The following is a 16,507-nucleotide window of genomic DNA, read 5'->3' as shown; positions in this document are numbered from 1 at the left end:
CCTTCGCTGACCGGGCGCAAGCTCGCCTCCAACGTCTCGGATCAGCAGTCTATGGCATGCTGTGATGTCCGGCCAATGTCGCGGATTGGCGCGGAGCCGATCTGTCGTGCGATTTGGCAAGTGTGGCTAGACGTCCCTGTCTTGCCTCCTAGTGGATGATCTGATTCAGGAAGCCTTTCGCCCGTTCGGTCCGGGGCGCCCGGAAAAACGTCTCGGGATCTGCTTCCTCGATGATGCTTCCGCGATCCATGAAGACGACCCGGTCGGCGACCTCGCGGGCAAATCCCATCTCGTGCGTCACGCAGACCATCGTCATTCCGTCCCGCGCCAGCTCGATCATGGTGTCCAGCACTTCCTTCACCATCTCGGGGTCGAGCGCGGATGTCGGTTCGTCGAACAGCATGATCTTGGGCTGCATGCACAATGCCCGCGCGATGGCGACGCGCTGTTGCTGGCCGCCGGATAATTGTGCAGGATATTTGTCGGCCTGATCTCCAATCCGAACCTTCTGCAGCAGTCCAAGTGCGCGATCGCGCGCCTCGGCTTGCGAAAGGCCGCGAACCTTCATTGGCGCCAGCATGCAGTTCTCGGCGACGGTGAGGTGCGGAAAGAGATTGAAGCTCTGAAACACCATTCCGACTTCACAGCGAACGCTGTTGATGTCGGCGACGCGATGGCTCAGCTCGACACCGTCGACGACGATCCGGCCGCCGTCGTGCTTCTCGATATGGTTGATGCACCGGATCAGCGTCGACTTGCCGGAGCCGGATGGCCCGCACAGCACGATCTTCTCGCCCTTGCCGACCCTGAGAGTGACGTCGTTCAGCGCGGTGAAGGCGCCGAACCGCTTCATCACGTTCTCGACCACGACGATGGCGGCCGTCTGAGCGGTATTGCTCACGGTCTCCTGAGGCATGTTGGTCTCCCGATACGAGGCGTTATCGCGATGTGGCAACGGCGTATCGCTTGCGAAGGGCCGCGACACATTGCGACGCCGCCGAGCTGATGGCGAGGTAGGTCACGGCCACGACGAGGTACATCTCGACGAGGCGGCCGTTGAGTTGTGCGAGCTTGGAAGCGGCGCCCAGAAGGTCCGTCAGCGAAAGGACGTAAACGAGGGAGGTGTCCTGGAACAGGATGATGGTTTGGCTCAGGATGATCGGGCTGGCCACGCGCAACACCTGCGGCAGGACGATATGGCGGTAGGTGTCATAGGTGGACAGCGCGAGCGCCTGGCATGCCTCGAACTGGCCCTTGTTCACGGCCCGCAGCCCGACGCGGATGATCTCGGAATAGTAGGCCGCCTCGAATAAGCCGAAGGTGATGAAGGCGGTAGCGTTGGCCCCGATCGGGATCGGGCGGCCGTTGCCGATGAGATGCCCGAGCACGATCGGCACCAGGAAGAAGAACCAGAACAGAACGAGGATCAGCGGGATCGAGCGGATGACCGCAACGTAGCCGCGGACGAGCTGGGCGAGCACGGGGATTTCGAAGTGCTGGACCAGCGCGAGACAGGTCCCAAGAACCATGCCGATGGCGAACGCGGCCGCCGTGAGCGACAGCGAGAAGATCAGCCCCGACCAGAGATAGGGCCAGGCCTGCGCCGCGATGGAGAAATCGAGGGCGTTCATTTCGCGGCCTCCATGGCGCCGGGCAAGGCGCCTTGCTGCACTTCAATGGCGAGATCCTGGTCGACCGGGAGCCTGGCGGGCGCGCTGCCGGGAATCCGGACGGCTTTGTCGATCAGCGCCATGGCTTGATAGGCAATCAATGCCAGACAGAGATAGACGATGGTCGCCGCGCCAAAGGCAGTGAATGTCTGGAACGTCGCTTCACTGATCTGGCGAGCCTGGGCGGTCAGCTCCATCAGGCCGATTGTGAGCGCGACGGAGGTGTTCTTGTAGATGCCCATCACCTCGCTGGTGAGGCTCGGCACGATGAGGCGCAAGGCCTGCGGCACGATGACGTGCCGATAGGTGAGATAACCGCTGAGACCGAGAGCATTGGCCGCTTCGAGCTGTCCTTTCGGCAACGCTTCGATCCCCGCCCGGACCTGCTCGGCTATGCGAGACGCCGTATAGAGCCCCAGGCACAAGAGTGCCGGAAAGAACGATGCCCAGGGCGGCGGGATCCGCTTGATCGCATCGCCGAGGGCGCTGGGCACCACCTCCGGGAAGACGAAGTACCAGAGGAACATCTGCACAAGGACAGGAATGTTCCGGAATATCTCGACATAGAGCCGGGCCGGTATCGCGAAGACGCGATTTTGCACCGTGCGGCCCACGCCGACGATCACGCCGATGCCGAAGGCGATCCACCAGCCGAAGAAGGCGAGAGCGAGTGTCCAGCCGAGACCCGACAGCAGCCAATCGATGTAGCGCTGGCCGTCTGCCGCCTGTTCAAAAAGCACTCCGAACATCGCGAGTCCTCAAGGTTGCAGGTGCGGACGAGGATGACCAGACGATCGGCTCCGTCGGTCAGTCGACGGCGTCGCTGGGATGCGCGATCCGGTTCATCAATTCGTCGGTGAGCGGAAATGCGAGGTTCTCACCCTTGGGCGGGATCGGCTTGGTGAACCATTTGGCGTAGGTCTTCTCGAATTGGCCGGACGCCATCTGCTTGGACAGCACGTCGTCGACCAGGGCCTTGAAGCCGGCATCACCCTTCGTGAACATCAGCCCGTAGTAGATCTTGGCGTAACCCTCGGGAAGGAACAGGAGCGCGTCCGGATTCGGCGCCGCGGCCTTGAGCCCGGCAAGCAGGATATCGTCCTCCATGAAGGCGACGGCACGGCCGGTGTTCAGCATCAGGAAGGATTCCGCATGGTCCTTGGCCTGGACGATGCTGAGGCCGAGCTGTTCCTTGGCGTTGACGCTCTGGGCAAAACCGACCGCGTTGGAGCCTTGCGTGACCACCACCGTCTTGCCTTTCAGTTCGCCGGCGGTCTTGACGCCGCTGGTTGCCTTGACGAGCCATCGCGGCTGGCTGACGAACGTGGCGACCGAAAACGACACCTGCTCCTGCCGCTTCTTGTCGTTCGCGGTGCCGCCGCATTCGATGTCGACGGTCCCGCTCTGGATCAACGGTATCCGGTTGGAGGAATTCACGGGGGTGTAGTTGACCTTGAGACTGGCCAACTTCAGCTCATTCTTGATGCGATCGACGATCGCCGCGCAGAGATCGAGCGAGAAGCCGACAGGCCTCTGATCGGGCCCGAGATAGGAGAATGGAATCGAGGCCTCGCGGTAGCCGATGGTGATCGCGCCGCTGGATCTGATCTTGTCCAGCGTCGGGCTGTCAGTGGCCATGGACGGGCTTGCGCCGACAGCCAGGAGGCCCGGGAGAAGTCCCAGCACCTGAACGAGCTTCTTCATGGTTTTTGCCTTCCCCTCATTTGCTGAATTCAAGCTGCGACCGACGGGCGCCCGAGCCCGCGCCGGCGAATGATTTCGATCAGGCGATCGATGTCGTCGGTGATGTTGAACATGCCGAGCGAGACGCGAATGCCGTCGCGCTCGGGCGACACGCGCACGCCGTTTTCCTCGAAATGGCCGAGCCAGTCCGCGGCCGGCAGGGCGATGACATAGATGTGCGGAGCACGATGTCGTCGATCGCGCGGGCCGACGAGGCGCACGCCCAATTCGTCCAGCCGCGCGATCAGGTGATCGCCGAGGTCGAAGCAGTGGTTCTGGATGTTCTGCACCCCGATCTGCTCGATCATGTCGAGGGACGCGCCCAGGGCGTGGACCGCGGGCAGATTGAAATTGCCGAGCTCGAATCGCCTTGCCGCCGGCGAGGGCGCCATCCTGTCGGGACGCGCGATGAGATCGTTCGGGATCTCGGCAAGGCTCGCGGCGGCGAGATAGGCCGGTTCGAGCTCTCCGAGGGATTTGTCCCAGTAGAGCAGGCCGAGTCCTTGCGGCACGAGCAATCCCTTATGGCTTCCGGAGCCGATGAAACTGGCGCCGATCGCCTTCGCGTTAATGGGCACCACGCCGATTGCCTGCATCACGTCGACGACGAAGTAGAGCTTCCTCCTCGCGCACAGCGCGCCGACGCTCTCGATGTCGAAGCGGTGACCGGCGTGGAACGTGACATGCGACATCGAGATCGCACGGGTCCTGTCGTCGATGAAGGGAGCAAAGCTGTCGGCATCGACGATGTCGGTCATCGGGATGAACCGCATTTCGACGCCCTTCCGCTGCAGGTTGAGGAACGCGTAGGCGTTGTTGGGATGATCGCCGTGGATCATCAGGACGTTGTCGCCGGCCCGAAGCGGCAGCGCGTTGGCCGCAATGTTCATGCTTTCCGACGTGTTCTTGGTGAAGGCGATCTCATCAGCCGTCACGCCGAGAAGGCGGCCGACCTTCGCACGGGTCTGCTCGACCCGGTCGAGCCAGACGCTCTTCGGACCGGCCGTCTCGAAACCCTCGCGGAGGAAAAGCTCGATCGCGGCCTTCACCGGACGCGCGAGCGGTGTTTGAAACCCGGCGTCCAGGTAGACCATTCGTTCGACGGCGGGGAATTCCTTCCTCACGGCGTCCACGTCGTAGTGACGAGACATGCACATCTCCTGTTGGCGCCGTCAGGACCTGGCCGTCGGCCAGGCGGCGGAGCGGGATTTTCGCAGCGGCGAGACCGCGTTGCGTAATTTCTAGTCAATCGCCGGCGACGCCAAGAATATGAGCTTTCACATTTGGCACAACGATATTTGTCGAATTTCAATATTTTTTATTCCGAAAAATGATAATGATAGACGTTGAGCTTGATTTCGCTGCCAATTCCAGCCGGTAGGACAATGACGAAGCGAACCGAGAACGATGGGCCGTTGGATCGTGCCTTCGCGATCGTGCGGCACGTTGCCGACCAACGCAAAGCCGTCTCGGCGGCAGAGATCGCAAAGGCTCTGTCGCTGCCTCTTCCGACCGCACACCGATTGATCGGAAATCTCGAGGACCGCGGATTGCTTCAGAGAGCATTGGGCACGAAGCGTTACGTCGTGGGTAACCAGCTCGTCACGCTGTCCGCCTCTGTGATAGGAGCGGCCTTCCGTACCGCGCGGCGGCACGCCGTGCTGAGGGCGGTCGCGGGAGAAATCGGCGAGCAGTGCGAGATCGGTGTCGTGCGCGATAATGTCGTTGCCTATGTCGACAGCGTCCGCGTGTCGGAGCCGCAGGGTCTTCAATTCAATCCAGGCGAAGCGGCGCCGCTCCACTGCACGTCCACGGGAAAGATCTACATGAGCAGATTGCCCGAGCGGACGCGGGCGGATTTGTGCCGCGCCCTGCCTCTCACAAAGTTCACGGAAACGACCATCGTCGAGGTCCACGGGCTGATGAAGGTGCTCGCGGACACAAGGCAACGCGGCTGGGCCAAGACGAACGAAGAATACGTGAAGGGCGTCGTGGGATGCGCCGTCCCCATCCTGTCCCCGGATCGGGACTTGATTGCCTGCCTCGGCGTCTCCGTGCCGGTGGCGCGCGTGAGCTTCGCCGAGCTGGACCGGTTCATCCCGCCGCTGCAAAAGGCCGCGGCGCTGCTATCGGAGACAATTTTGCAGGTTGAGGAGGACGATGATGGGGATGCCCAATGATGGCATCCTACCCCTGTTTTGCCCGACGAGTCAAATCGATTTTCGGAAAAGACGTAAGTCATTGATCCGCCACGCCGCGGCTACTGTGCATGGGGTTGTTTTCGCATTTTTTGTTTGGAGCCTCCCCCGCGAGGCGTTTACGCGCTCTCCGTCTCCCGGTGCACGTCGTGCACCACGAGCCCCATGCCTTCGTCGGGCATCTTGATCCAGTCGCGGCGCTTCAGGGTGCGCTTGGTGTCCTCGTAGCCGGAGGTCCAGTGCTCGCGCATCGAGGTGCCCGAGAACTCGTGGTCCTTGGCGTCGCCCTCATAGGCCTTCTGCTGGTAGATCAGATGCAGGATCGCGATCTCCGGCATGTTGCGCAGGCTGGCCTTGAGGCTGCGATCCTCGTCGGAGAGCTGCTCGTCGGGAAGCTTCGCCAGGGCCTTGTAGAGCAGGACCTTGAGATTGTGGGTGCGGCGGTAGACGTCGGTGTTGTGGCGGGTGCGCGAGGAATACATGATGTCCTTGTGACGGGCCATCACGTCCTGGATCGAGCGCGGCAGCACGCCACGGGCGCTGAACAGGTCGACCTGGAACACCAGCGAATTGAGCGCGTCCTCCTGGTCGAGCAGATGCTGCAGCGGCGTGTTGGAGACGATGCCGCCGTCCCAAAAATGATCGGTGCCGATCCGCACCATCGGCAGCGCCGGGGGCAGGGCGCCGGAGGCCATGATGTGCTCCGGCTCGATCTCGTCGTGTGCGTTGTCGAAATAGATGAAATTGCCGGAGAGCACGTTGACCGCGCCGACCGCGAAGCGGACCTTCTTCTCGTTGATGAGATCGAAGTCAACGAGCTCCAGCAGGGTCTCCTTGAGCGCTGCCGTGTCGTAATAGCTGGTGGCGGTCTTCGCGCCGACCGGGCTGAGCCAGGGGTTCATCTGGTGCGGGGTGAAGAAGCCGGGCTGGCCCATCGCCGAGGTCATCCAGGCGCTGGTGAGATTGCGCCACTGGCGGAAGATGTCGCCGTCGGGCGTGTAGTGCCAGATCTTGCGGTTGGTGATGCGCTCCCAGAAGATGCGCAGCGCCTCCAGCCGCTTGTCCGGCTTGTTGCCGGCGATGATGGCGGAATTGATTGCACCGATTGAAACACCGCAGACCCAGTCGGGCTCGATACCGGCCTCGTGCAGCGCCTGGTAGACGCCGGCCTGATAGGCGCCGAGCGCGCCGCCGCCTTGCAGCACCAGCGCGACACGATCGCAGCGTTCGGGCCGCCAGCCCTTTTGGGGAGGCTGATGGGTCTGATGAGCCGGTTGCGATGTGCGGGCGTCCATGGTGATGCCTCCTGCCTTCACCAAACGATTGCGTCCCGCGGTGACGGCGTGATGACAAAGGTGGCGCCGATGCATCGTCTGCATGCAGGCTGGCCGCAGCGAGAATGGCAGCGGGTCGTGCGCCTGACGGAAATCCTTCACACCGCAGTCAATGAGCGCGGCTAGCAATTTGCATCGGGCAAGACGCCGCCGGGCGGACATCACAGACATCACACAGGAGACCAGCGATGCGCAGGGAAGATTTGCTGAGACTTCCGTCCATGCCGGCCGCCGGGCCGAGCTACCCGGCCGGGCCCTATCGCTTCGTCAACCGCGAATTCCTCGTCATCACCTACGAGACCGATCCGGACCTGATCCGCGCCGGACTGCCCGAGCCGCTGGAGCCGATCGACCAGCCGATCGTGCATTACGAATGGATCAAGATGCCGGACTCCTCCGGCTTCGGCAGCTATACCGAATCCGGCCTCGTCATCCCCGCGCGCCTCAACGGCGAGGAGGTCAATTTCGTCTCGCAGATGTATCTCGACGATGATCCGCCGATCGCCGCCGGCCGCGAGATCTGGGGTTTTCCCAAGAAGTACGCCCACCCAAAACTCGAGATCGTCAAGGACACGCTGACGGGCACGCTGGAATATGCCGGCCAGCTCGTTGCCATGGGCACGATGGGCTACAAGCACGAGAGCATGGCCGGCAACGGCGATCTCACCCGCGCCACGCTGTCGAAGACGCAGATCAATCTGAAGATGATCCCCGGCGTCGATGGCCGCCTCGAGATCTGCCAGCTCGTCGCGATCAACCTGATCGACATCGTGCCGAAGGGATCCTGGATCGGGCCGGGCCGGCTGCATCTGGTGCCGCATGTCAATGCGCCGGTTGCCGATTTCCCGGTCCGCCGCTGCCTCGGCGCGCACCACTATATCGCCGATTTGACGCTGCCGTTCGGCCGGGTCGTGCATGACTATATCAGGGAAGCCGAGGTGGCCGCCGCGACGGGGCTGGCCGCGGAGTAGGGCGCCATCATCAAACTGTAACACTGGCGTAATTGAGTACCCGTGATCCGGAGGATGCCGTCAGCCATCTTCCGGAGACGGGGCATCTGTTGACGGTTGGGGTTGGCCATGGCCGAGCCGGCAAAGCTTGCCAGCGCGATATCGAATACCGAACCTGCCATTCCCGGCCTGGTGTGGGCGTTTCGCCTGCACAGCGACGGCAGCGCCGAGCCGCTCGCGATCGACCAGCCGATCGAGTTCAGCCATGACGGCCGGCTCTGGCTGCATTTCAACCTCACGGATACGCGCACACGGCCGTGGATCGCGGCGTCACAGCTGCCGCCGCTCGCGCGCGAGCTCTTGCTGTCCAACGATACGTTCCAGCAGCTCCATGTCATCGACCATTGCGTCTATGGCGTGTTCTCCGACCTCGTGCGCGATATCGACAGTGCGACGGAGGACACCGCCTTCCTGCGCTTCGCCATGACCGAGCGCCTTCTGGTCAGCGGCCGTCATCAGGCGCTGTGCTCGGCGGATGCGACGCGCCGGGTGCTCGAAGGTGGCTACCGCGTCGACAACGTCGCCCATCTGCTGGAGAAGATCGTCGACGAGGTCGCCGACACGCTGGACCGCATGGCCGACAAGCTCGGCCAGGAGATCGACGGCATCGAGGAACGGATTTTGGCTGATGATGTGAAACCCGAGATGCGCCGCGATCTCGGCCGTCTCCGCCGCACCTGCGTCAGGCTGCATCGTCAGCTCACGGGCCTGCGCACGTTGTTCCACCGGCTCGACCAGAAGAATACCGATCATCTTTCGCCGGAGCTGCGCATTCAGGCCGGCAAGCTGGCGCAGCGGCTGGATGGCCTCGATCACGACATCGTCGAATTGCGCGAGCGCAGCCGCCTGCTCGAGGAGGAGCTGCGCTTCAAGAACGAGGAGGAGAGCAATCGTCATTTGCACACGCTCTCGATCGTGACGACGCTGCTGCTGCCGCCGACGCTGATCACCGGCATCTTCGGCATGAACACCAAGGGGCTGCCGCTCACCGACGTCGAGGAAGGATTCATTTATGCCGCCGTGCTGATGGCCGCCTCGATCGGCGCGGCCTATCTGTTCATGCGGCGCACGGGCATTTTCAAGAAATAGCGTATCGATCGTGAGTTGCGGTGCCCATCAATCTTCGTTGCGACGCGCGACCGCGATTGCGTTGGTCTGCACGGCGGTGAGCACCAGCGCGTTCGCCGGTGCCAAGGACGAGAGCGCGGCCGACTGGCTGGCCCCGAAATGGTTCAACGAGTGGCACGACGGTCTCGCCAACAAGGGCCTGAATTTCGGCGCGACCTATATCGCCGACAACATCGGCAACGTGTCCGGCGGGGTTGCTCGTGGCGCCGTCCATTTCGGTCGGCTCGATCTGTCGGTCGATGCTGATCTGGACAAGCTGGTCGGCTGGACCGGCGGCCGCTTCTACGCCAATGCGTTCGTGATTTATGGCCGGGGGCTCTCCCGCAACTACGTCATGAACCTCGCCACCATCAGCGAGATCGAGGCGCTGCCGGATCAGCGGCTCTACAACGCCTATTTCGAACAGAGCTTCTTCGACGGAAGGCTGAACATCAGGGCCGGTCAGCAGGCCGCCGATGTCGAGTTCTTCGACAGCCAGACCGACGACCTCTTCATCAACGGCACCTTCGGCTGGCCCGCGATCAAGGCTTCCAATCTTCCGGCCGGCGGTCCTGCGCCGCCGATTGCGGTGCCCGGCCTTCGCGTCAAGGCGGCGTTGACCGACAAGATCACCCTCTTCGGCGCTGTCTTCAACGGCGATCCGTCCGGGCCGGGCGATGCCGATCCGCAATTGCGCGACCATCATGGCCTCGCGTTTCGCGTCAACGATCCGCCGTGGTTGATCGGGCAGGTCAGGTTCGATTACGACATCGATATCGGCGGTCGCCCGCTCGCCGGCAACGTCACGCCCGGCGCCTGGAAGCATTACGGCTCGTTCGACAGCCAGCGCTTTACGGTGCAAGGCCAGTCGGTCGCCGATCCCGACGGAAGCGGCATTCCGGCAAAGCTCCGCGGCAATTACGGCATCTTCGCCGTCATCGAGCAGGTGCTGTATCGCCCGCCGGAGGTCAACGACAACACGACCTCGGCTTCGATCCCGGGCGTCACCGCGTTCGGCCGCATCGCTTACAGTCCGCCGGACCGCAATCTGATCGACCTCTATCTCGACGGCGGCATCGGCTTCGTCGGCTTCGTTCCCGGTCGTCCGCTCGACCGCTTCGGCGTGGCGGCGGCCTATATGCGGATTTCGAACACCGCGCGCAATCTCGATATCGACACGCAGGCCTTCACCGGTGTGCAGAGCCCGGTTCGCAGCAACGAGACGCTGATCGAGATGATCTACGAAGCGCATATCAAGCCGGGCTGGCTGATCGCGCCTTACTTCCAGTATGTGTTTCGTCCCTCAGGCGGCATTCCGAACCCGAACGATCCGACCGGGGTTTCCAGGATCGGTGACGCCGCAGTGTTCGGCGTCACCACCACGATCAGGTATTAGGCCATTGCTGGCTTCGGCTCGGTCTTCGGTTGCCGCGACAGCGCCAGCACGATCAGCGAGGCGAACACGCAGAGCGCGCCGGCGATGAAGAAGGCGGGCAGATAGCTCTGCAGCAGCGTCCGCGACAGGCCCGCGCCGAAAGCGGCGGTGCCAGCACCGAGCTGGTGGCCGGCGAAGATCCAGCCGAACACCAGATTGGCACGCTCGGGGCCGAATTTCTGCGCGGTGACACGCACCGTCGGCGGCACCGTCGCAATCCAGTCGAGCCCGTAGAACATCGCGAAGATCGAGAGCCCGTAGAACGAGAAATCGCTGAAGGGCAGGAAGATCAGCGAGAGCCCGCGCAGGCCGTAGTACCAGAACAGAAGGTAACGGTTGTCGTAGCGGTCCGACAGCCAGCCCGACATGATGGTGCCGAAGAAATCGAAGATGCCCATCGCCGCGAGCAGGCTTGCAGCCTGCACCTGCGGGATGCCGAAATCGAGGCACATCGGGATCAGATGCACCTGCACGAGGCCATTGGTCGAGGCGCCGCAGACGAAGAAGGTCGCAAACAGGATCCAGAACGCGCGCGACTTCGAGGCGTCGCGCAGCGTGCCAAGTGCCACGGCCGTGATCGAGCCGTGGTTCACCGGCGGGGCAGGCAGGGGCGCGGTGCCTTCGTCGCCGAACGGGCGCAGGCCGACATCGCTCGGCCGGTCGCGCATCACCAGCAGCACCGCGAGGGCGGAAACGCAGAGCGCGATGCAGACGAAGCCGAGCGCGAGCCGCCAGCCGTAGCGTTCGGTCATGCTCGCGAGCAGCGGCAGGAACACGAGCTGGCCGGTAGCGACGCTCGCGGTCAGGATGCCGATGACGAGGCCGCGCCGCGCCGCGAACCAGCGCGTCGCGATGGTGGCGCCGAGCACCAGCGCAGTCATGCCGGTGCCGATACCGATCACCACGCCCCACAGCGCCACGAGTTGCCAGACCTGGGTCATGCCGAGCGAGGCGATCAGCGCCGAGACGACGATGAGCTGGGCTAACAGCGTCACGTTGCGCAGGCCGTAACGGTTGAGCAGCGCAGCGGCGAACGGCGCCATCAAGCCGAACAGGATGAAGCGGATCGAGAGTGCCGACGAAATCTCCGCCGTGCTCCAGCCGAACTCCTTTTGAAGCGGAATGATGAACACGCCGGGCGCGCCGACCGTGCCGGCGCTGATCAGCGCGGCAAGGAAGGTCACGCCGACCATCACCCAGCCGTAGTGGATATTGCGGCGGCCGAGCGCTGCCGCGAGCCAGTTCGAGATCATTGCCCCTCAATCGTGGTTGGCGGTCTCAGGGAGACCCGCGTCATTGTTGCAGTCTGGCATGGAAGCGGGAAGTCCGAAATGACAGACTTCCCTCATTTACAGACTTTCTCAGCGCGCGAGGCGCTCCACGGCGATCGCCGTGGCTTCACCGCCGCCGATGCAGAGCGCGGCGACGCCGCGCTTGAGATTGTTGGCTTCCAGCGCATGCAGCAGCGTCACGATCAGCCGCGCACCGGTGGCGCCGATGGGATGGCCGAGCGCGCAGGCGCCGCCGTTGATGTTGAGCTTATCGCGGGGAATGCCGAGATCGCGCTGCGCCGCCATCGCCACCACGGCGAAGGCCTCGTTGATCTCGAACAGGTCGACATCGCCAGCGCTCCAGCCGACCTTGTCGAGCAGCTTGCGGATCGCCGGGATCGGGGCCGTGGTGAACCATTGCGGCTCCTGGCTGTGGGTGGCGTGACCCTTGATCTCGGCGATAACAGGTAGCCCATTGCGATCGGCGAGCGAGCGTTTCGTCAGCACCAGTGCGGCGGCGCCATCGGCATTGGCGGAGGAGGCGGCGGGCGTGATGGTGCCATTGGCGCGGAAGGCCGGCTTCAGGCCCGGGATCTTTGCGGGATCGACCTTCAGCGGATGCTCGTCATTGGCGACGATGCGCGGGCCGGCCTTCTCGGCCAGCGTGATCGGCGCGATCTCGGCCTTGAACGCACCGCCCTCGACCGCCTTGCGCGCGCGGCTCAGCGTCTCCATCGCATAGGCGTCCTGGTCCTTGCGGGTGAATTGATAGGCTTCCGCGGTGGCCTCGCCGAAATCGCCCATCGAGCGGCCGCTCTCGTAGGCGTCCTCGAGCCCGTCCATCATCATGTGGTCTATGATGCGGTCGTGGCCGACGCGGTAGCCGCCGCGCGCCTTCGCAAGGAGATAGGGCGCATTGCTCATGCTCTCCATGCCGCCGGAGACCACGATCTCAGCCGAGCCGGCGCGGATGATGTCGTGCGCCAGCATGGTCGCCTTCATGCCGGAGCCGCAGACCTTGTTGACCGTGGTCGCGCCGGTGGCATCGGGGAGGCCCGCCGCACGCGCGGCCTGGCGCCCCGGGGCCTGACCTTGTCCGGCCGGCAGCACGCAGCCCATGAAGACTTCGTCGACCTTTTCGGGCGCGAGTTTCGCTCGCTCGAGCGCCGCGCCGATCACATGCGATCCGAGCTTGTGAGCGGGGAGCGGCGACAGCTCGCCCATGAAGCGGCCGAGCGGGGTGCGGGCGGCGGAGACGATGACGACGGGATCGGCGGCTTCGGCCATGACGAAAACTCCCTGCGATGACGTTTGAGATTATGATCATCATATGATGCGGTGCAAAAAATGCAACCGCGGCCGGCATGAGAAAATGTCGTGGTTCGGATGAGAATTGGTCGTTCGATTGGAGGGCGCACTTGCTCAGGGCACACTGTCATCACCCGCGAAAGCGGGTGATCCAGTATTCCAGAGGCCGTACGGGAATAAGGAGGGGCTGCGGCGTACCGGATGCCCCGCTTTCGCGGAGCATGACACCGCCTTTGTCGCGGGCCTACCGCTTCCTGTTTACAAACGCCTGCATCAAGCGCGTCGGCTCATCCGTCAGGAACGACTCGCCGAACACTTTTACGCTGAGGTTGACCGACTCCGTCAGCGGCAACTCCTCCCATTGCCGGAGCAGCGCCTTCTGCGACCGCAATGCCTCGGGGCCGCATTCGAGCAGCGCGTTGACGAGATGCTCGACCTCGGCATCCAGACCACCCTCGGAGGCGGCTTTGTCGACCAGTCCCCAAGCCAGCGCTGTCGGCGCGTCGATGTTTTCCGCCGTCATCACCAGCCAGCGCGCGCGGGCCCAGCCGATCAGGCGCGGCAACAGCGCAGCATGGATCACCGAGGGAATGCCGACGCGGACCTCCGGCATGCCGAAATGCGCATCGTGCGCCGCGATCCGGAAATCGCAGGCAGCTGCGACCTCGAGCCCGCCGCCGAGGCACCAGCCGGGCATGCGCGCGATCACGGGGGTGGGGAACTGGCGCACGGCTTCGCAGAGATCGCGCAGGCGGCTGATGAAGGCTTCAGCCGACGTCTGGTCGAGCTTGGCCATCTCCTTGATGTCGGCGCCGCCGATCATGCTCTTCTCGCTCTGGCCGCGCAGCACCACCACGCGGATGCTGCGGTCGGAGCTAAGCTGCTGCAAGCCTTCGCGGACCGCGTCGGTGACGGGCGAGCCCAGAATGTTCAGCGAGCCGGCGTTGCAGATCGCGACATGAACGACGCCGCGCGCATCGCGCGTCACGCCGCAGTAATTGTTGAGCATTTCCATCGGGGATCTCGAAGGTTTCGTGGACAGGCGCGAGGCGCGCGCGTCGGCATCACTTCCGGGCCGAAATGTCCTGCTTGTCAAGCGGTCCTGGGAGACGGAGTTGCCAGCACGAAGTTCGCAGCATAGTATGATGCGCATCATTCAAAGAGGCGGCCATGACCGACATCGATCAGCTGGACCTGTTTTCACCGGCGCAGCGGCGCGAGCGTGTGGTGGACTGGCAGGTGCCGGCGCCGGTCGCGAAAGTGGCGATGGGTCTGTCGGGCATGGACGCCATGCTCGGCATCCGTGACGGCCGCCTGCCACCGCCGCCCTTCGCAAAGCTGATCGGCTTCACCATGGCGGTGGTCGAGCCGGGCCGGATCGTGATGGAGCTGGAGCCGCGCGAGGATCTCGAAAATACCATCGGGCTCCTGCATGGCGCGACTGCGGCGGCGCTGGTCGACACCGCCATGGGCTGCGCGATTTCGACGCGGCTGGAGGCTGGGCAGTCGTCCGTCACGCTCGATTTGAAGATGACCTTTCTGCGCCCGCTGTCGGTCCGTTCCGGGCTGATCTCGGCGGAAGGCAAAATCATCAAACTGGGGCGCCAGACCAGCTACACCGAGGGTTTTGTCTGCGACGGCAAGGGCGCGCTCGCGGTCCATGCAACTGCAACCTTTTCCATGATCGGCAATAACTTAACCTGAATTAATGCATCGTCCGGTCCATTTCTGTGTTATGAGATGATCTCCGACATTCAATGAGATCCGCATGCGCTATTCCCCGGAACACAAGCAGGAAACCCACGATCGCATCGTGAAGAAAGCCTCGGTGCGGCTGCGCGAAAAAGGTGCTCACGGCATCGGTGTCGCCGACCTTATGAAGGAGGCAGGCCTGACCCATGGCGGTTTCTACGCGCATTTCGATTCCCGCGAGGCGCTGGTGATCGAGGCCTTTGGCTATGCCATGGACCGCGCGATGGAAAACTGGCGCAAGCAGTCCCACCAGGTCGCACCCGAGAAGCAGCTCACCCAGATGGTCGAAACCTATCTCTCCGCGCTGCATCGCGACAATCCCGGCCATGGCTGCTCGATCCCTGCGCTGGGTGCCGAGATCGCCCGCGAGAGCCCGAAGACGCGAAAGGCGTTTGCCGGCAAGCTCGACGAGATGGTCGAGATGATGACCGACTACATCCCGAACCTGCCGCGCAAGGCCGCGCGCAAGCAGGCGATCGCGACGCTGGCAACCATGGCCGGCACGATGCTGCTGGCGCGTATCGCAGGCTCGAGTGAGCTGTCGGATGAGGTGCTGAAGGCCGGCAAGGACAGCGCGCTCGATGGTGCGAAGCGCGAGCCGAAGGTGACGGCTGCGAAGAAGGCGAAGCAGAATTAGCGAGATGGCGTGATGCGGTAGGTGGGTTAGCGAAGCGTAACCCATCACTGTTTTCTCTGCGGAGACGAAAGAGGTGGATTGCGCTTCGCTAATCCACCCTACGACACCGTCGTCTACCGCCCCGCAAACAACGCGCGATCGCGCTCCACGATCTCGCCGATGTAATCCGCCACGGCGCGAATACGCGCGAGATCCTTGCTGTCTGCGTGCATCAGCATCCAGAACGTCCGCGTGATCGAGATCTCCTCGGGCAGCACCGCCACAAGCTGCGGATAGTCGCTTGCCATGAAGTGCGGCAGCACGGCGATGCCGAAGCCTGACAGTGTGGCGTTGAGCTGCGCGATCAAATTGGCGCTGCGCAAGCGCGCGGAAATCCGCGGTGATACCTGCGGCAGATAGTCGAGCTCAGGCGTGAACAGCAGCTCCTCGATGTAGCCGACGAAGCGGTGCTGCGGCAGCACCTCGCGCGAGGTGATTTTCGGGAAGCGGTCGAGATAGCCAGGGGCGGCGTAAAGCCCGAGACGGTAATCCAGCAGCTTGCGGCCGACGATGCGGCCTTCCTTCGGCATGGTCAGGCTGATTGCGATATCGGCCTCGCGCTTGGAGAGACTGAACAGCCGCGCAGTGGCCACAAGTTGCAAATCGAGATCGGGGTACCGGTCGGCGAAGGGGGCCAGTCGCGGCGCCAGGAAGGCGGTGCCGAACCCGTCTGGCGCACCGATCCGCACCGTGCCGGTCAGCCGGGCCACCGAACCGCCGACCTGCTCCTGGTTGGCGACGATGGTCGATTCCATGGCTTCCGCGCTGTCGGCGACGCGCTGGCCGGCCTCGGTGAGGAGATAGCCGGTCTTGCGCCGGTCAAACAGCTTCGCGGAAAGGTGCTTTTCCAGCCGGTCGACGCGGCGGATCACCGTGGCATGATCGACCCCGAGCTGCTTTGCCGCAGCCGAAACCGAGCCGCCCCTTACGATGGCCAGCACAAAGCGAAAGTCGTCCCAGTCGATAGCGCCTTGATCCAGCATTTTCGCACATCTATGGTGCA

General features: G+C 63.5%; 16 protein-coding genes. 6 read left to right on the top strand and 10 right to left on the bottom strand.

Features of this window, described 5'->3' with window-relative positions:
* Window positions 1-148: 148 nt before the first annotated feature.
* From IVB29_RS25430 to IVB29_RS25410, 5 genes are read right to left on the bottom strand one after another with little or no spacing between them, the layout of a single operon-like run.
* Entirely contained in the window at window positions 149-916 is a 768-nt protein-coding gene (locus IVB29_RS25430; protein WP_276576865.1) for an amino acid ABC transporter ATP-binding protein, read from the bottom strand.
* 22 nt (window positions 917-938) lie between these two features.
* The gene (locus IVB29_RS25425) at window positions 939-1,631 is read right to left on the bottom strand and encodes an amino acid ABC transporter permease (protein WP_247506146.1); all 693 of its coding nucleotides are present in this window, start codon (window positions 1,629-1,631) and stop codon (window positions 939-941) included.
* Window positions 1,628-2,419: an amino acid ABC transporter permease gene (locus IVB29_RS25420; protein ID WP_247506145.1), complete on the bottom strand. Its 792-nt coding sequence runs from the start codon at window positions 2,417-2,419 to the stop codon at window positions 1,628-1,630. Before IVB29_RS25420 ends, IVB29_RS25425 begins: the two co-directional genes overlap by 4 nt.
* Before the next feature lie 58 nt (window positions 2,420-2,477).
* A complete protein-coding gene (locus IVB29_RS25415) occupies window positions 2,478-3,374 on the bottom strand; it encodes an amino acid ABC transporter substrate-binding protein (RefSeq protein ID WP_247506144.1) in 897 nt (298 codons plus the stop codon).
* Between the two features lie 29 nt (window positions 3,375-3,403).
* Entirely contained in the window at window positions 3,404-4,564 is a 1,161-nt protein-coding gene (locus IVB29_RS25410) for an aminotransferase class V-fold PLP-dependent enzyme (RefSeq protein WP_247506143.1), read from the bottom strand.
* A gap of 234 nt (window positions 4,565-4,798) precedes the next feature.
* Here IVB29_RS25410 and IVB29_RS25405 point away from each other — a divergent pair, with 234 nt between their 5' ends.
* Window positions 4,799-5,593, top strand: coding sequence for an IclR family transcriptional regulator (locus IVB29_RS25405; protein ID WP_247506142.1), 795 nt, complete (start codon window positions 4,799-4,801; stop codon window positions 5,591-5,593).
* 137 nt (window positions 5,594-5,730) lie between these two features.
* On the opposite strand, the gene IVB29_RS25400 is transcribed toward IVB29_RS25405, so the two are convergent.
* A complete protein-coding gene (locus IVB29_RS25400) occupies window positions 5,731-6,906 on the bottom strand; it encodes a patatin-like phospholipase family protein (RefSeq protein ID WP_247506141.1) in 1,176 nt (391 codons plus the stop codon).
* 227 nt (window positions 6,907-7,133) lie between these two features.
* Between IVB29_RS25400 and IVB29_RS25395 the strand changes: the two genes are divergently transcribed.
* From IVB29_RS25395 to IVB29_RS25385, 3 genes are all read left to right on the top strand, one after another.
* Window positions 7,134-7,916 carry an acetoacetate decarboxylase gene (locus IVB29_RS25395; RefSeq protein WP_247506140.1) on the top strand — a complete coding sequence of 261 codons (783 nt, stop codon included), beginning with the start codon at window positions 7,134-7,136 and terminating at the stop codon, window positions 7,914-7,916.
* Between the two features lie 108 nt (window positions 7,917-8,024).
* Window positions 8,025-9,044, top strand: a complete 1,020-nt coding sequence (locus IVB29_RS25390; RefSeq protein WP_247506139.1) for a transporter — start codon at window positions 8,025-8,027, stop codon at window positions 9,042-9,044.
* Window positions 9,045-9,054: 10 nt separating this feature from the next.
* Complete coding sequence (locus IVB29_RS25385) at window positions 9,055-10,458, top strand: carbohydrate porin (RefSeq protein ID WP_346731302.1); 1,404 nt, start codon at window positions 9,055-9,057, stop codon at window positions 10,456-10,458.
* On the opposite strand, the gene IVB29_RS25380 is transcribed toward IVB29_RS25385, so the two are convergent.
* From IVB29_RS25380 to IVB29_RS25370, 3 genes are all read right to left on the bottom strand, one after another.
* Window positions 10,455-11,750 carry an MFS transporter gene (locus IVB29_RS25380; RefSeq protein ID WP_247506137.1) on the bottom strand — a complete coding sequence of 432 codons (1,296 nt, stop codon included), beginning with the start codon at window positions 11,748-11,750 and terminating at the stop codon, window positions 10,455-10,457. The genes IVB29_RS25385 and IVB29_RS25380 overlap by 4 nt on opposite strands.
* Window positions 11,751-11,858: 108 nt before the next feature.
* Window positions 11,859-13,055 (bottom strand): acetyl-CoA C-acyltransferase, encoded by a 1,197-nt coding sequence (locus IVB29_RS25375; protein ID WP_247506136.1) that lies wholly within the window; start codon window positions 13,053-13,055, stop codon window positions 11,859-11,861.
* Between the two features lie 265 nt (window positions 13,056-13,320).
* Window positions 13,321-14,091 (bottom strand): enoyl-CoA hydratase, encoded by a 771-nt coding sequence (locus IVB29_RS25370; RefSeq protein ID WP_247506135.1) that lies wholly within the window; start codon window positions 14,089-14,091, stop codon window positions 13,321-13,323.
* A gap of 155 nt (window positions 14,092-14,246) precedes the next feature.
* On the opposite strand from IVB29_RS25370, the gene IVB29_RS25365 reads away from it, so the two are divergent.
* Window positions 14,247-14,780 (top strand): PaaI family thioesterase, encoded by a 534-nt coding sequence (locus IVB29_RS25365; protein WP_247506134.1) that lies wholly within the window; start codon window positions 14,247-14,249, stop codon window positions 14,778-14,780.
* A 64-nt stretch (window positions 14,781-14,844) separates the two neighbouring features.
* On the top strand, window positions 14,845-15,465 hold the full coding sequence (locus IVB29_RS25360) for a TetR/AcrR family transcriptional regulator (RefSeq protein ID WP_247506133.1): 621 nt from the start codon (window positions 14,845-14,847) through the stop codon (window positions 15,463-15,465).
* Window positions 15,466-15,578: 113 nt separating this feature from the next.
* Here IVB29_RS25360 and IVB29_RS25355 read toward each other — a convergent pair whose 3' ends face one another.
* Window positions 15,579-16,487, bottom strand: a complete 909-nt coding sequence (locus IVB29_RS25355; RefSeq protein WP_247506132.1) for a LysR family transcriptional regulator — start codon at window positions 16,485-16,487, stop codon at window positions 15,579-15,581.
* Window positions 16,488-16,507: the final 20 nt, after the last annotated feature.

The sequence above is a fragment of the Bradyrhizobium sp. 1 genome, assembly GCF_023073315.1.
Classification (GTDB): Bacteria; Pseudomonadota; Alphaproteobacteria; order Rhizobiales; family Xanthobacteraceae; genus Bradyrhizobium.
Note: the sequence above shows the minus strand (reverse complement) of the source record. Positions and strands in the feature narration are given on the sequence as shown.

Excerpts from the sequence above, each read along its gene's own strand:
- IVB29_RS25355 (WP_247506132.1), bottom strand. The coding sequence starts at position 16,487 with ATGCTGGATCAAGGCGCTATCGACTGGGACGACTTTCGCTTTGTGCTG.
- IVB29_RS25395 (WP_247506140.1), top strand. The coding sequence starts at position 7,134 with ATGCGCAGGGAAGATTTGCTGAGACTTCCGTCCATGCCGGCCGCCGGG.
- IVB29_RS25420 (WP_247506145.1), bottom strand. The coding sequence starts at position 2,419 with ATGTTCGGAGTGCTTTTTGAACAGGCGGCAGACGGCCAGCGCTACATC.
- IVB29_RS25390 (WP_247506139.1), top strand. The coding sequence starts at position 8,025 with ATGGCCGAGCCGGCAAAGCTTGCCAGCGCGATATCGAATACCGAACCT.
- IVB29_RS25360 (WP_247506133.1), top strand. The coding sequence starts at position 14,845 with ATGCGCTATTCCCCGGAACACAAGCAGGAAACCCACGATCGCATCGTG.
- IVB29_RS25415 (WP_247506144.1), bottom strand. The coding sequence starts at position 3,374 with ATGAAGAAGCTCGTTCAGGTGCTGGGACTTCTCCCGGGCCTCCTGGCT.
- IVB29_RS25365 (WP_247506134.1), top strand. The coding sequence starts at position 14,247 with ATGACCGACATCGATCAGCTGGACCTGTTTTCACCGGCGCAGCGGCGC.
- IVB29_RS25410 (WP_247506143.1), bottom strand. The coding sequence starts at position 4,564 with ATGTCTCGTCACTACGACGTGGACGCCGTGAGGAAGGAATTCCCCGCC.
- IVB29_RS25425 (WP_247506146.1), bottom strand. The coding sequence starts at position 1,631 with ATGAACGCCCTCGATTTCTCCATCGCGGCGCAGGCCTGGCCCTATCTC.
- IVB29_RS25430 (WP_276576865.1), bottom strand. The coding sequence starts at position 916 with ATGCCTCAGGAGACCGTGAGCAATACCGCTCAGACGGCCGCCATCGTC.
- IVB29_RS25375 (WP_247506136.1), bottom strand. The coding sequence starts at position 13,055 with ATGGCCGAAGCCGCCGATCCCGTCGTCATCGTCTCCGCCGCCCGCACC.
- IVB29_RS25400 (WP_247506141.1), bottom strand. The coding sequence starts at position 6,906 with ATGGACGCCCGCACATCGCAACCGGCTCATCAGACCCATCAGCCTCCC.
- IVB29_RS25370 (WP_247506135.1), bottom strand. The coding sequence starts at position 14,091 with ATGGAAATGCTCAACAATTACTGCGGCGTGACGCGCGATGCGCGCGGC.
- IVB29_RS25380 (WP_247506137.1), bottom strand. The coding sequence starts at position 11,750 with ATGATCTCGAACTGGCTCGCGGCAGCGCTCGGCCGCCGCAATATCCAC.
- IVB29_RS25405 (WP_247506142.1), top strand. The coding sequence starts at position 4,799 with ATGACGAAGCGAACCGAGAACGATGGGCCGTTGGATCGTGCCTTCGCG.